Consider the following 13,885-nt stretch of genomic DNA (forward strand, 5'->3'; position numbering starts at 1 on the left):
GACGCGTGTCTGACGTCGCATCGCGCCAGTGTGCCTGACGCCTCGTCAGTTCAGAACCCCTGCGGACCGGTTCAGTCCGCGATGAGCCCTTCCCGGAGCTGGGCGAGGGTGCGGGTCAGCAGACGGGAGACGTGCATCTGGGAGATGCCGACCTCCTCGCCGATCTGCGACTGGGTCATGTTGGCGAAGAACCGCAGCATGATGATCTGCCGTTCGCGCGGCGGCAGTTTGGCCAGCAGAGGCTTGAGCGACTCGCGGTACTCGACGCCTTCCAGCGCCGTGTCCTCGTAGCCCAGCCGGTCGGCCAGCGAGCCCTCGCCGCCGTCGTCCTCGGGGGAGGGCGAGTCGAGCGAGGAGGCGGTGTAGGCGTTGCCCACGGCGAGGCCGTCGACGACGTCCTCCTCCGAGACGCCGAGCGCCTTGGCCAGCTCCGGGACGGTCGGGGAGCGGTCCAGCTTCTGCGCGAGCTCGTCGCTGGTCCGGGTCAGGGCGAGCCGCAGCTCCTGGAGCCGGCGAGGCACCCGCACCGACCACGAGGTGTCGCGGAAGAACCGCTTGATCTCGCCGACGACGGTGGGCATCGCGAACGTCGGGAATTCGACGCCCCGTTCGCAGTCGAAGCGGTCGATCGCCTTGATCAGGCCGATCGTGCCGACCTGGACGATGTCCTCCATCGGTTCGTTGCGGCTGCGGAACCGCGCCGCGGCGTAACGCACCAGCGGCAGGTTGAGCTCGATGAGTGTGTCCCGCACATAGGCGCGCTCCGGGGTGTCGGTTCCTCCGGGGCCCGGAGCGGGCCCCAGCGCGGCGAGCCGCAGGAACAGGGAGCGGGACAGCGTGCGGGTGTCGATGGCTTCCGGCGAGCTGGTGAGCGCAACGGGTGCGGGAGCGCTCTTGGTGAGCGTGAGCACCTTCGAGCTGCCCTGTTCTTCGGACATGCCACCCCCTTGAGGTCGCGGACGGTCGCGGTGGCCACGACCATCGGAGGAACGCAGCCTCCACCTGAATACCGGAGGCGGGACTGCGGCAAACTCACTTCCCGCAGAATGTCACATGTCGGCAACGCGCTGTAGTGACTTGTCGACAAGTCCAGGGGGAGTCTGTGCAGTTAACAAGGGGTGTGCGGCATTTGGCCCACGGGAATCGCCCCGAGGACGGTCTACCCGTTCCAGCTACGCTTCGATCCTGTTTGCGGATCGAAGCCGGGCGAAACTTCGGGCCAGGAGCCTTGACACATGCATCTGGGAGACACCCAGTTCGGCACTGATCTGGGACTGCGTCAGGTTGCTGTAGTACCGCAGCAGCAGGATGCGCTGTTCGCGCTCGGGCAGTTGTACGAGCAGGTGCCGGACCAGGTCCCGGTGCTCGACGCCCGCCAGGGCCGGGTCCTCGTAGCCGAGCCGGTCGAGGAGTCCGGGCAGCCCGTCCCCCTCCTGGGCGGCCTCCAGCGAGGTGGCGTGGTACGAGCGGCCGGCCTCGATGCAGGCCAGCACCTCCTCCTCGGAGATCTTCAGCCGCTCGGCGATCTCCGCGGTGGTGGGGGAGCGGCCGTGAGCGGTCGTCAGGTCCTCGGTGGCGCCGGTGACCTGGACCCAGAGCTCGTGCAGCCTGCGGGGCACGTGCACGGTGCGCACGTTGTCCCGAAAGTAGCGCTTGATCTCGCCGACCACGGTCGGCATGGCGAAGGTCGGGAACTGGACGCCGCGTTCGGGGTCGAACCGGTCGATCGCGTTGATCAGGCCGATGGTGCCGACCTGGACGACGTCCTCCATCGGCTCGTTGCGGCTGCGGAAGCGCGCGGCGGCGTACCGCACGAGGGGGAGGTTCGCCTCGATGAGCGCGGTCCGCACCCGGTCGTGCTCCGGGGTGCCCGGCTCCAGGCCCTTGAGCTGCCCGAAGAGCACCTGGGTGAGCGCCCGGGTGTCCGCGCCCCGCGACCTGGCGGGCGCGACCGTCTCGTCCGGGGTCTCGGTCTCGATCGTCTGCACCGTGCCCGGTGCCTGGGCGGCCCCGGCCGGCGGCACGACCGGCGCCGCCTGAGGGGGCTGGGCCGCCTGGTGGGGCTGGGCCGCTTGATAGGTCTGGGGCGGCACTTGAGGCGCTGTACTGGCCGGCACGATGACGCCACCCCTTCGCGGTCAACTTCGGTCAATTCATCCGTCAAAAGCGGTCATAGCATCACAAGACATGACCACTATGTGCAAGCACCCCATAGCGCCGTGTTGACCCGGCCTTGGTTTAAAACGCCTCGCCATGGCCTCAGCACAAAGAAAAGCCCCTCACCGGCGCGGTGAGGGGCTCGCAGGGCCGAAGCCGTCAGAACGGGTAGTCGGCGATCACCCAGGTGGCGAACTCACGCCACTGACCGGCGGCCGCCTGGTGGTCCGGATGCTCGATGTAGCGCTTCAGCGCGGCCTCGTCCGCGACGGCGGAGTTGATGGCGAAGTCGTACGCGATCGGCCGGTCCGTGATGTTCCAGGCGCACTCCCAGAACTCCAGCTCGGGGACCTTGCCCGCCAGCTCCTCGAACGCCCGGGCACCCGCGACCACCCGGGGATCGTCCCGCTCGACGCCGTCGTTCAGCTTGAACAGGACCAGATGGCGGATCACGCGGTACTCCTAATTGACCAGCTCGGACATGAAGTCGCCGACGCCCTGGGCGGCGTTCGAAATGCCTTCGAACCCTACTTGCACCAGATCGGCGGCGCGGGCGGGGGACGTGATGATCGTGTAGAGCACGAAGACGACTATCACGTAGAGGGCTATCTTCTTCGCTTGCACCATCAGCCCCTGACTCCCCTTCGCTCCCCTGTGCGGTCGGGCGAGTCTATCCGTACGCATGCCCGTATCCATGGGCTGTTTGCGATCACTTGCCGAGGCTCGGGGACGGGGCGGGCGCCCACCTTGAGGACCAACGACCCGCCGATCGGGGCCCTTGGTCCGCCCACGCGGCCCCCTCGGCGCGGCAGGATGGGCAGCGAGCCCTGCGGAGCCGACAGGTTTCCGGGGCCGGGGAACAGGACCCTTCCGTGGGACCCGTGCCGTGGCCTCCCCCGACCGCGGCAAGGAGCGGCAGGACCTGCTCCCGGGGGAAGCGGCTTTGCCCCCCGAGGCCGCTTCCCCTTCCCCTCGCTTCTCGGTGCGCCCGCTTCTTCGGGCGCCTTACTTCTTCGGGTGGCTTACTTCTTTGGGCGTCTTACTTCTTCGGGCCGTCGCCCAACGCGTCGTAGAGGTCCCGGCGGCTGATCCCGAACGGCCGCAGCACCGTGCTCAACGTCCGAGCGGTGACGCCCTGTTCGACCAGGAGCGGGAGCAGGGGCCGCAGGTCCACGTTCCAGGCGGCGCGCTCCGGCGGCGCCAGGACGAACACGCCCTCGCCCTCCCCGTCGCCCCCGAAGGACTCGACGGCCTCGGGGAGCGGCAGCCACGTCATCCCGTGCCCGAGGTCCGGGCGCCCGTCCGGGACCGCGATCCGGCGCTCGCCGAAGCCCCCGGCCAGCACCTCGCCGAGCACCCCGAGATCGGCGGCCGGCGCCCGGAACACCACGGGGACCGGCGCCGTGCGCAGCAGGTCCGCGCAGGGCGCACCGGCGAGCGCCCGCCGGTCGGCCCGGCCGAGCTGGATCACCGGCGCGACCGGCAGCCCCGCCGCCAGGAGCGCCGCCACGGTCCCGGTCGTGTCGCCCGGCACCTCGAACCGGGCCCCGAGCCCGGCCGCCTCGGCCAGCCACGCACCGGCCGCCTGCGAGACGCCCTCCAGCGAGCCGGAGACGACCGCCGCGATCACCCCGCCCTCGGCCAGGGCCGCACGCGCGTCGTCCGGGACGCGCGCGGCGTCCAGGTCGACCGTGGCGTCCGCCGCGCGCCACAGGAGCCCCGGCCGGCCCTGCGGTTCCGGCTGGTCCCTGCGGTGCACGAGCACCAGCGGCTGACGCGGCCCCGCCTCGGTGAGCGTCAGGGTCACCTCGTTCGCCGGGTCGGCCAGCGCGGCGACGAACTCCGGGTCGAGGGCGCTCGCCACCAGCGTGCTGCGGACGGCGAAGGTGTCCGGCGAGGCGTGGTCGCTGCGCCTCAGCACCAGCCGGTCGGTCACCGCGTGGTGCGGGTTGACCACGGCGGTGCCGGCCGCCACGTGCGGCCCGGCCGACAGCCGGACGGCGACCGGTCCGCGCAGGAGCGCAAGCTCCCCGCCGTCGAAGGAGGCGCCGACACCGATGACACAGGTCGCCCGGGGCGTGATGTCCTGCTCGCCGGTGATCTCCAGGGTCTTGGCGTGGGTCGCGCGGACGTTCTCGTGGCCCCTGGCACGGATCTTCATGGCCTACTCACGGCTAGGTACATTGTCCCGTTCTTCCGATTGATCATGCTGACCTGCGGGCCCTCTCGCGGAGTTGAGCGGAGTTCGCGGAGTTAACCGTATGCGGCGCCCGCGTAGACTCATCGGCATGTTCGAACATCTCCGCCACAAGCCGGGCTCTTCCTTGCTCCGTAAGCGCGAGCTCGTGATCGCGTGCTCGGCGTTCCGCAGCCGCGTCAATCTGTCGAGCGTGGTGCGCACGGCGGGATGCTGCGGAGTGGAGAAGATCATCGCGTGCGGCAACGCGAAACTCGACCCGAAGATCGCCCGGGACGGTGCCGAGCACGTCGAGATCGAAATGCGCCGGAGCCTTCCCCCGGTACTGAAGAAGATGCGCGAGGACGGTTACACGATCATCGCGCTCGAACAGGCCACGAATTCCAAGAGCCTGCACGAGATCAGCTTCCCCCGTAAGTCGGTTATCGTCCTCGGAAACGAGCGCACCGGCCTCAAGGAGGACGAACTCGCGTGCGTGGACGAGTGCGTCGAAATCCCGGTCTGGGGCTTCCCGCACAGCTACAACGTCGCCACGGCCGGCGCCATGGCCATGTACGAGTACTGCAAGCAGTTCCCGACGGGCTGACGCCCCCGCCCCGGCCCCCGGCTCACCGCTCCGCTTCGGCGGCCCCGTCCGCCTCGGCGGCGACGGCCGTCAGCGTGGCGATGACCTCGGTGCTGGCCGCGTCCAGCCTGCGCGCCCACGACGACGAGACGGCCGCGGCCTCCTCCGCCCTGGTGAGCTGGAAACCGGTGACCTTCCACCCGGACGCGAGCGCCTTTCCGGCAAGCACCTCGTCCACGTACGGGTGGGTCAGCTCCGCAAGGCCCTGGATGTCGCGCGGCACCGGTTCGCGCCAGATGCTGGTGCCGACCGTCGCGGTGAGCGGCGCATTCGGCTTGGCGACGGACCGCAGCCCGTTCCAGATGTCCTCGTCCCCGCGCACGAAGCCGTGGAGCAATTTCCCCCAGGGCATCAGGACCAGCAATTCATCGGCGGCCCCCAGCAGCTCGGGCGGGGCGTTCTCGATCGCCGCATTCACCAGCAGCAGATTCGGTACGCCGCCCTTCGCGGGCTTCCGCCGGCTGCGAATGCTCGTCTGCGTCATCCGCTGCCAGGCCGGGTCCACCCCCACGACGAGCCAGGACGGATTCTCCTTGGCGATGCGGTAGGACGCCCGGGCATCGCCCGTCCCGACGTCCACGACGACCCGGGAGCTTTCCTCGACCAGCTGCTGGAATTCCCCCTCGGAGGCATTCTCCAGCTTCTTGCCTCGCACGATCTGCATAACGGCCAGTGCTTTCTTATCGTGGCTCCGCACGCGTTCACCCGCGGCGAGCCGTCTGTCTCGTACGGACCGGGCGGCGGTGGCCGACCCGTCCGCCGCCCCGGGCATGATCCCCCAGCGCCGGTCCCCTTGACCAACCGGCTGCGTGCGCCCGGCACCCGGATCCCGGGCGCACGCAAAACCGCCCCCGAGCCGTTCGCACGGTTCGGAGGCGGTTTCTCTGCTGGCGGTAGCGGTGGGATTTGAACCCACGGTGAGTTTCCCCACACTCGCTTTCGAGGCGAGCTCCTTCGGCCGCTCGGACACGCTACCGAGAGAGAGCTTAGACCATGTGGGCCGTCCGCCGAAATCCGATACCGGACAGCACTTCGGGGGCGGGCCGCGCCAGGTCAGCGGTGGCGGAAGAAGGCCGTCAGCAGGGATGCGCAGTCGGCCTCCAGGACACCGGGGACCACCTCGGGCCGGTGGTTGAGGCGCCGGTCGCGCACCAGGTCCCAGAGCGAACCGGCGGCTCCCGCCTTCTCGTCCCGGGCCCCGTAGACGACCCGGTCCACCCGGGCCTGCACCAGGGCGCCCGCGCACATCGTGCAGGGCTCCAGGGTGACGACCAGGGTGCAGCCGGACAGCCGCCACTCACCGCGCGCGGCGGCGGCCCGGCGCAGCGCCAGGACCTCGGCGTGCGCGGTCGGGTCGCCGGTCGCCTCGCGTTCGTTGTGGCCCGTGGCGAGCAGCGCCCCGTCCGGGCCGAGGACGACGGCGCCGACCGGTACGTCACCGGTCGCCGCCGCGCGGTCCGCCTCGGTCAGGGCGCGGCGCATGGCCGCCCGCCACGGGTCCCGCACGGGATCGGGCGGGTCGTTCGGGCTCGGGTCGTGCGGGTGGGGTGCTTCGGTCACCCGCGGACCCTAACGGACGGTCTCCAGGACCTCGGCCGCTCCCAGCGCGTCCGCGATCTCCGCCAGGGCGTCCGTCCGCAGCATCAGCAGCTCGGCCTCGGGGAGCCCGAGGTCGGACAGCAGCCCGGTGTCACCGAGCGGACCGGCCGGGACGACACCGGCACCCGGCCCGTCCTCGTCGTCATCGTCGTCGTTGTCGTTGTCGGCGGTGTCCGGCTCGCCGTCCTCCGTACCGTCGAGGCCGACGAGCTCCTCAAGGGCGGCGATCGTGTCCTCGGCCCCTGGTTCGCGGCCGAGCAGTTCGTCGGTGAGCAGGATCTCCCCGTACGAGGAGCGGGCGGCGGCGGAGGCGTCCGAGACGTAGATCCGGGGGTCCTCCTCACCGTCCACCCGGACGACGCCGAACCAGGCGTCCTCCTGCTCGATGAATACGAGCACCGTGTCCTCGTCAACCGAGGCATCACGGGCCAGATCCGTCAGGTCGGACAGGGTCTCCACATCGTCGAGCTCCGTGTCGCTCGCTTCCCACCCGTCTTCGGTGCGCGCGAGCAGTGCGGCGAAGTACACCGTGACTCTCCCACTGGTCTCGGGGCCAAGGGCCGGTCCGGACGGGAGAGGCAGTCGGCTGTCCGGCTGCCCCTGCGTCCCGCCCCTTCGGAATCGTGGCAGAAACCAGGGCTTCGCGAGAGCAGTTCGGCCGTTGAGTCGGCCATCAGTTCTCCCGGCCACCGTCACCGCAGGGTTTTCCGCAGGCCGGAGGGCTACCAGCGGAACGTGCGCATCCGCATCGCCTGGCGCATTCGGGCGGCCTTGACGCGGCGCGGCTGGACCCGGTCGCGCAGCGCCTTCGCCTCGTGGAGCTCGCGGAGGAACTGGGCGCGCCGCCGCCGCCGCTGCGCTTCGGTCTCCGGCGCGTCCGGCGTGTCCCCGGGGGCCTTCCCGGGCTCCTCGGCGCTCTGCGGCCCGTCCGCCATCGGCTCATCACCCCCAGGGCTGGCTCCGTCGCTGGCTCCGTATGCCACCACCTTCCCTCCGAACGTGTGGATGATGCCAGCGCACGGGTACGGGAGGCGCGGCTACTGTGGGAGTCATGCGGATCCACGTCGTCGACCACCCGCTGGTCGCGCACAAACTCACCACCCTGCGCGACAAGCGCACCGACTCCCCGACCTTCCGGCGCCTCGCCGACGAGCTGGTGACCCTGCTCGCGTACGAGGCCACCCGCGATGTGCGCACCGAACAGGTCGACATCGAGACCCCGGTGACACCCACCACCGGCGTGAAGCTGTCGCACCCCCGTCCCCTCGTCGTGCCGATCCTGCGGGCCGGCCTCGGCATGCTCGACGGCATGGTCCGGCTGCTGCCGACCGCCGAGGTGGGCTTCCTGGGCATGATCCGCGACGAGGAGACGCTCCAGGCGTCCACGTACGCGAGCCGGATGCCCGACGACCTCTCCGGCCGCCAGGTCTACGTCCTGGACCCGATGCTGGCCACCGGCGGCACGCTCGTCGCGGCCATCCAGGAGCTGATCAAGCGCGGCGCGGACGACGTCACCGCGGTCGTGCTCCTCGCCGCCCCCGAGGGCGTCGAGGTGATGGAGCGCGAGCTGGCCGGCACCCCGGTGACCGTGGTCACCGCCTCGGTCGACGAGCGGCTCAACGAGAACGGCTACATCGTGCCGGGCCTCGGCGATGCGGGCGACCGCATGTACGGCACCGCCGACTAGGCGGTCCCCCCTTCACGCCCCCGTCCCGCCCGGCGGCGTCCTCAGCAGGAGGACGGCGCCGGGGCGGGCTTCGTCAGGGCGGTGAGCGCGGCGGCGGCGGCCTGCGGCTTGCTGAACGCCTTGAACTTCGTACCGATGATCAGGTCGACCTCCGCGTTCTCGCGGGCGTCGGTCTTGGTCAGAGCCCCCGGCAGCTGGGTCCCGAGCACCGGGAACGAGCCGTCGACGGCGGCCGGGGCGCCCAGCAGCAGCCCGGTCCCGGGGACCTTCTTGTCGTAGGCGGCGGTGGCGTTCCCCACCTTGCCGATCTTGAAACCGCGCTTCTTCAGCTCATCGGCGGCCGCCTTGGCGAGACCGCTGCGCGGGGTCGCGTTGTAGACGTTGACCGTGATCTTCGCGGGCTTCGGCAGCACCTTGGCGGGCGCCGACGGCTTGGGGGACGGGCACTGTGTGCGATCGGCGGCGCTGGCCGTCCTGTCGCTGCCCGTGAAGACATCGATGAGCTGCAGCGTGCCCCATCCGGCCAGCCCGAGGGCGACCACGGAGGCGATGGCCGCGAGGACCAGTTTGCTGCGGCGGCGGGGGCGTCGCATGCGGGGGTACTTGTCACCCGTGATGCGGTACTTTCCGCCGATGCCGGGGGGAGTGAGCATGCTCATGGGCGCAGCGTAGTGCGACCCGGTGATGATGCCTACTAAATGATCAATCGATCGCACCCGTGCGGGTGGGAAAACACCCGAACGAACGCCGTACGGCCCCGCGCGTCCTAACCGAGTTCGAGCACGCGGGCGTGCAGCACCTGGCGCTGCTGGAGCGCGGCACGGACCGCGCGGTGCAGCCCGTCCTCCAGGTAGAGGTCGCCCTGCCACTTCACGACGTGCGCGAACAGGTCGCCGTAGAACGTGGAGTCCTCGGCGAGCAGGGTTTCGAGGTCCAGCTGGCCCTTGGTGGTCACCAGCTGGTCCAGGCGGACCGGGCGCGGCGCGACGTCCGCCCACTGCCGGGTGCTTTCCCGGCCGTGGTCGGGATAAGGCCGCCCATTTCCGATGCGCTTGAAGATCACACGGAAAGCCTACCGGTCAAGGGCCACCGCCCGCAGCCATGGGCTCCACCACGCTGCGGGCCGTGACGCCACACAAGAACCCCATATAGGACAGCATTCCGGAATTGGGGGGCGCGGGTGCGCCGCCGCTCACCGGCTCTTCGCCGCCGCCTTCGCGGCCTTGGCGGCCTGTTTGGCCTCCTGCTTGTACGCGCGGACCTCGGCGAGCGACTCCGGCCCGGTGATGTCGGCGACCGACCGGTGCGAGCCCTCCTCCCCGTACGGCCCTGCCGCCTCCCGCCAGCCCGGCGGCCGGACCTCGAACTGCTTGCCCAGCAGCGCGAGGAAGATCTGCGCCTTCTGCGTACCGAAGCCGGGCAGCGCGTTGAGCCGCCTGCGCAGCTCCGCCCCGGACGCGGCATCGCGCCACACGGCCGCCGCCTCACCGTCGTACTGCGCCACCAGGAACTGGCACAGCTGCTGCACCCGCTTGGCCATCGAGCCCGGATAGCGGTGCAGCGCGGGTTTGGCGGTGAACAGTTCGGTGAACGCCTCCGGGTCGTACGCGGCGATCTCGTGCGCGTCCAGACCGTCCTTGCCCATGCGCTGCGCGAGCGCGTACGGCCCGGCGAACGCCCATTCCATCGGCACTTGCTGATCCAGCAGCATGCCCACCAGGGCGGCGAGCGGACTGCGTGCGAGAAGCTCGTCCGCCGCCGGCTCCTGGGCGATCCGGAGGGTGATGTCTCGGCCTGCGTCGCTGTTGGTCATGGGCCGAATCATGGCGAGCAGGGGAGGCGACGGCCAGCACAACCACCGCCGACGGACCGGTTTGCAGCCGTTTGCCGGTCACCTCGCGCCGGTCACGCCCCCACCGGCGTCCGGGGCGCCGACTGCTCCGGCACCGGTGCCGAGGGTACGGAGACGGCCGCCTGGGCCGAGGCCCGGCGGGCGGTGCGGCGGTCGGCCTGCGCGAGGTGGACGATCACGTGCGAGTGAAAGCGGTCCACGGCGTTGTCGACGCTGCGGATGAAGCCGGACTCGGCGTTGCCGCGGGTGGCGCCCATGCCCTTGAACAGGGAGAGCCGGAACCCGGTGATCCGGCTGCCGTCCCGGGGGAGCACGTCGCCCGGTTCCGGACGCAGGCGTTCCAGCGTGCCGCGCGGCCCGCTCTGCCCCTCGACCAGCGTCTCGACGTGCAGATCGGCGGGCGCATCGGCCAGCTGCCGCATCAGCCGCTTGGCCGACGTCAGGGGATACGCCCCCTCCGGCACCGGGATCTCCACCGAGGTGCGCAGCTTCCCGGTCCGCAGGTCCGCCACGATCGTGATGGTGCCGGGCGAGCCGTCGACGCGCAGTTCGGCGGCGAGGCGCCCCTCCTCGCACAGCCGGTCGGCGTGCTCCGCCCGCCGCGAGAGGGCCGTGGTGCCGCGCTGGGTGCGCTGGACGGGCAGCGCCTTCTGGCCCAGCTCACCGCCGAGGCGCAGGCAGACCTGCCGGATGAGCCGCTCCCAGCTCTCCACGACCTCCACCGCACGCGGGTCGCCCTGGCTGAGGGTCTCCTCGTCGATGCCGTTGCGCACGGGCACCCAGGAGGGGCCCATGTTCTGGAAGCCGTGGCAGCCGGAGTTCTCGTGCTGGAGGTAGTGCAGGAGCTCCTGGAGGAGCCAGGCGTGGGCGGCGTTGCCGACGCCCTCGTGCCGGATCAGCATCTGCGCCTGGTGCGCGACCTCCGCCCAGGACAGGTGCCGCAGCGCCACCTTGTGCTTGCGCCGCCCGTCGGTCTTGACCTCGACCAGCGGGCTGCCTTCCAGGGCCACGTCGTTGGACAGCGTGATCACGGCCTCGTAGCCCCGGCGCGCGGCGATGTCCATGTAGTTCTGGACCTGCTCCGGCTTCAGCGCGTTGCCGTTGGTCTTCGTCTCCACGAGGGCCGTCCACAGCTTCCCGGCCCGCTCCACCCGGATCACCCCGTCCGGGCGCTTGGGGGTGTCGCCGTGCGGGAGGGAGACCTCGGTGAAGGTCTGCATCCGCCCGGCGGGCGCCCCGAAGGCGGCGGTCAGCCGGCGCCCGAACTCCGGCACCTGCGCCATCACCGACAACAGCACGGAGGTCGCCCGTACCTCCCTCTCCTTGTCGCTCTTGAGGTTCGACGCGGGGAACAGCCGCGCGGCCCGCCAGGCGTCGTTCTCGGCGAGCGACTTCGTGGCGACGGCGGGAAGGGTCACCTTCTTCTTCGCGGTACGGGGCCCGCGCGCCCGCTTGGGCGGCGCGGCGGCCACCGCTTCCCGCGTTTCCTGCGGGGGTGCGGAGGGGGCCGGTGCCGGGACGGGTTCCGCGGCCTGCTCCACAACGGGACCGCCCGCGTCACCGGAGGCGGACACCTCCTCGCCCTCAGCGGCGCCCTCGCCCTCGTCGTCCACATCGATGCCGAAGTCGGTGGCGAGCCCCGCGAGGCCGGTCTCGTACCCCTGTCCGATGGCCCGGTACTTCCACTCCGTACCGCGCCGGTACAGCTCGCCGAAGATGAAGGCGCTCTCGACCGACGCGTCGGTGATGGAGAAGCCGAGGAGCACTTCGCCCGAGCGGTCGGAGACGGTCATCCGCAGATCGTCCAGATCGCCGAAGCGGGAGCCGCCGTACCGGCTCGCGGCGACGACCAGGCGTTCGACGTCCTCGGGGACGGCGGTCAGGTCGAGGCCGATGCGGTCCTCGCTGCCGCCATCGGTCGGCGTCTTGCCGAGCAGCTGCACGCTGCCGTCGGCGGCGGCCGGGTTGTTGTAGTAGAAGAAGTCGGCGTCGCTGCGGACCTTGCCGCTGCGGTCCAGCAGGAGCACGGACACGTCCGCGTCCCCGTCCCCGGTGGCGCTGCTCCAGCTCAGAGCGGCGATGACCGTACCGGCATCGTCGCTCAGGTCCGCCAGCCCGACGTTGGCGCCCTTGGTCATCTCTCGCATGCAGCCCCCCAGACACGCGGCCGCGTCGGGTCCCGCCCTGGCTACGGCAGCAAGTTGATCCATGACACAGCGCAACTCGCTGCACACGGGAGAACCGTATCGCCCGTATGGACTACACGTGAAGGAACCGTGAACTCCGAATGCGTCCCGTGCGCACAGGGCCTGACCGACGCTCGGGATTCCGGATCGCGCGGGGCGCGGTGATTGCTACCGTCGATTCCGCAACCCACCGACCTCTCCCGCCTCACCGGAACAGAAGGATCCTCCTGATGCATGATGCCCGCGCCCTGATCGACATGGGTGCCGAAGCGGTTCGTCGGCTCACTCGTCGCGGTTACTCGCTGGACCTGCCCGCACTGGAGGAGCTCCAGTCCCGGCGGAACCAGAACATCCGCTCTGCCGACGAGCTGCGGGCGGAGTCGAAGCGGGTGGCGAGCGAGGTCCAGCAGACGGCCAGGCAGGGCGGTGACATCACCAAGCTGAAGGAGCGGGCCCGCGAGCTGAAGGACGAGATCCGGGCGATCGAGGCCGGCCAGGAGCAGGTGCAGGAGCAGCTCCGCGAGCTGCTCCTCAGCATCCCGAACCTCCCGTCCGACGCGGCCCCGGACGGCGACACCGACGCGGACGCGGTCGAGGTCAGGCGCGTGGGGACGCCGCCCGTGTTCGCCTTCGAACCGAAGGACCACGTCGACCTCGGCGAGGCCACCGGCATCCTCGACTTCGCCCGGGCGACCAAGCTCTCCGGCCCCCGCTTCGCGGTCGCGCGCGGCGCCGGCGCGGCCCTGGAACGCGCCCTGGCTACCCTCTTCCTCGACCTCCACACCCGCCGCCACGGGTACGTCGAGCACGCGGTCCCGTACCTGGTCACCCGTAAGACCATGACGGGCACCGGACAGCTCCCGAAGTTCGAGGAGGACCTGTTCAAGACGGGCGTGGCCGACCGCGAGCTCTTCCTCATCCCCACGGCAGAGGTCCCGCTGACCAACCTCTACGCGGACGAGATCATCCCGCCCGCCGACCTGCCCCTCGCCCTCACCGCGCACACCCCGTGCTTCCGGTCCGAGGCGGGCTCGTACGGCCGGGACACCCGGGGGCTGATCCGCCAGCACCAGTTCTCCAAGGTCGAGATGGTGCGGATCGTCGACCCGGAGCAGGCCGACGCCGAACTCGAACGCATGGTCGGCCACGCCGAGGCATGCCTGAAGGAACTCGGCCTGGCCTACCGCGTCGTCACCCTCGCGGCCGGCGACACGGGCTTCTCCGCCCGCCTCACGTACGACATCGAGGTCTGGATCCCGAGCCAGAACACCTACCGCGAGATCTCCTCGGTCTCCGACTTCGGCACGTTCCAGGCCCGCCGCGCCAACATCCGCACCCGGGGCGAGGACGGCAAGCCCAAGCTCGTCGCCACCCTCAACGGCTCCGGCCTCCCCGTCGGCCGCACCCTGGCCGCCCTCCTGGAGCAGTGCCAGCAGGAGGACGGCTCCCTCGTCCTGCCCGAGTCCCTGACCCCGTACCTCGGCTTCCACCGCATCGCGGCGGACGGTACGCCGGAGGCGTAGGCGTAGGCGTAGGCGTAGGCGTGGGCGTGGGCGTGGGCGTGGGCGTGGGCGTAGGCGGG

Annotated in this window: 16 protein-coding genes and 1 tRNA gene; 3 read left to right on the forward strand and 14 right to left on the reverse strand. The window is 70.9% G+C overall.

The features are described 5' to 3' along the window. Positions 1 to 71: 71 nt before the first annotated feature. From E6R18_RS25850 to E6R18_RS25865, 5 genes are all read right to left on the reverse strand, one after another. Positions 72 to 938: an RNA polymerase sigma factor SigF gene (locus E6R18_RS25850; RefSeq protein WP_136319309.1), complete on the reverse strand. Its 867-nt coding sequence runs from the start codon at positions 936 to 938 to the stop codon at positions 72 to 74. Between the two features lie 234 nt (positions 939 to 1,172). After that, positions 1,173 to 2,024 carry an RNA polymerase sigma factor SigF gene (locus tag E6R18_RS25855; RefSeq protein ID WP_136319346.1) on the reverse strand — a complete coding sequence of 284 codons (852 nt, stop codon included), beginning with the start codon at positions 2,022 to 2,024 and terminating at the stop codon, positions 1,173 to 1,175. Between the two features lie 292 nt (positions 2,025 to 2,316). Next, positions 2,317 to 2,610: a Dabb family protein gene (locus tag E6R18_RS25860; protein WP_136319310.1), complete on the reverse strand. Its 294-nt coding sequence runs from the start codon at positions 2,608 to 2,610 to the stop codon at positions 2,317 to 2,319. Between the two features lie 9 nt (positions 2,611 to 2,619). Then, entirely contained in the window at positions 2,620 to 2,784 is a 165-nt protein-coding gene (locus E6R18_RS34175) for a hypothetical protein (RefSeq protein WP_168712436.1), read from the reverse strand. Between the two features lie 412 nt (positions 2,785 to 3,196). Next, positions 3,197 to 4,318, reverse strand: coding sequence for a DUF371 domain-containing protein (locus E6R18_RS25865; RefSeq protein WP_136319311.1), 1,122 nt, complete (start codon positions 4,316 to 4,318; stop codon positions 3,197 to 3,199). A 127-nt stretch (positions 4,319 to 4,445) separates the two neighbouring features. On the opposite strand from E6R18_RS25865, the gene E6R18_RS25870 reads away from it, so the two are divergent. Then, positions 4,446 to 4,940, forward strand: a complete 495-nt coding sequence (locus E6R18_RS25870) for an RNA methyltransferase (protein ID WP_026250074.1) — start codon at positions 4,446 to 4,448, stop codon at positions 4,938 to 4,940. A gap of 22 nt (positions 4,941 to 4,962) precedes the next feature. On the opposite strand, the gene E6R18_RS25875 is transcribed toward E6R18_RS25870, so the two are convergent. The 5 genes from E6R18_RS25875 to E6R18_RS25895 all read right to left on the reverse strand — a co-directional run bounded on the left by E6R18_RS25875 (position 4,963) and on the right by E6R18_RS25895 (position 7,513). After that, positions 4,963 to 5,643: a class I SAM-dependent methyltransferase gene (locus E6R18_RS25875; protein WP_136319312.1), complete on the reverse strand. Its 681-nt coding sequence runs from the start codon at positions 5,641 to 5,643 to the stop codon at positions 4,963 to 4,965. A 224-nt stretch (positions 5,644 to 5,867) separates the two neighbouring features. Next, positions 5,868 to 5,955: transfer RNA gene (locus tag E6R18_RS25880), tRNA-Ser, on the reverse strand. A 77-nt stretch (positions 5,956 to 6,032) separates the two neighbouring features. Beyond that, entirely contained in the window at positions 6,033 to 6,539 is a 507-nt protein-coding gene (gene tadA / locus E6R18_RS25885) for a tRNA adenosine(34) deaminase TadA (protein WP_136319313.1), read from the reverse strand. Between the two features lie 9 nt (positions 6,540 to 6,548). Then, complete coding sequence (locus tag E6R18_RS25890) at positions 6,549 to 7,106, reverse strand: hypothetical protein (RefSeq protein WP_136319314.1); 558 nt, start codon at positions 7,104 to 7,106, stop codon at positions 6,549 to 6,551. Positions 7,107 to 7,300: 194 nt separating this feature from the next. Further along, positions 7,301 to 7,513: a hypothetical protein gene (locus tag E6R18_RS25895; protein WP_136319315.1), complete on the reverse strand. Its 213-nt coding sequence runs from the start codon at positions 7,511 to 7,513 to the stop codon at positions 7,301 to 7,303. A gap of 116 nt (positions 7,514 to 7,629) precedes the next feature. On the opposite strand from E6R18_RS25895, the gene upp reads away from it, so the two are divergent. Then, positions 7,630 to 8,265: a uracil phosphoribosyltransferase gene (gene upp, locus E6R18_RS25900; RefSeq protein ID WP_136206637.1), complete on the forward strand. Its 636-nt coding sequence runs from the start codon at positions 7,630 to 7,632 to the stop codon at positions 8,263 to 8,265. Positions 8,266 to 8,306: 41 nt separating this feature from the next. Here the strand turns inward: upp and E6R18_RS25905 are convergent, their stop codons facing one another. The 4 genes from E6R18_RS25905 to E6R18_RS25920 form a co-directional block, all read right to left on the reverse strand. Beyond that, on the reverse strand, positions 8,307 to 8,900 hold the full coding sequence (locus E6R18_RS25905; RefSeq protein ID WP_136319347.1) for a LytR C-terminal domain-containing protein: 594 nt from the start codon (positions 8,898 to 8,900) through the stop codon (positions 8,307 to 8,309). Positions 8,901 to 9,031: 131 nt separating this feature from the next. Beyond that, positions 9,032 to 9,328: a type II toxin-antitoxin system VapB family antitoxin gene (locus E6R18_RS25910; protein WP_003955420.1), complete on the reverse strand. Its 297-nt coding sequence runs from the start codon at positions 9,326 to 9,328 to the stop codon at positions 9,032 to 9,034. 129 nt (positions 9,329 to 9,457) lie between these two features. After that, positions 9,458 to 10,078: an HhH-GPD-type base excision DNA repair protein gene (locus E6R18_RS25915; protein ID WP_136319316.1), complete on the reverse strand. Its 621-nt coding sequence runs from the start codon at positions 10,076 to 10,078 to the stop codon at positions 9,458 to 9,460. Positions 10,079 to 10,170: 92 nt separating this feature from the next. Continuing rightward, on the reverse strand, positions 10,171 to 12,264 hold the full coding sequence (locus tag E6R18_RS25920) for a TerD family protein (protein WP_136319317.1): 2,094 nt from the start codon (positions 12,262 to 12,264) through the stop codon (positions 10,171 to 10,173). A 269-nt stretch (positions 12,265 to 12,533) separates the two neighbouring features. Between E6R18_RS25920 and serS the strand changes: the two genes are divergently transcribed. Beyond that, positions 12,534 to 13,826, forward strand: coding sequence for a serine--tRNA ligase (gene serS / locus E6R18_RS25925; protein WP_136319318.1), 1,293 nt, complete (start codon positions 12,534 to 12,536; stop codon positions 13,824 to 13,826). Positions 13,827 to 13,885: the final 59 nt, after the last annotated feature.

The organism is Streptomyces sp. A1277, assembly GCF_004795015.1.
In the GTDB taxonomy this organism is placed as follows: domain Bacteria; phylum Actinomycetota; class Actinomycetes; order Streptomycetales; family Streptomycetaceae; genus Streptomyces.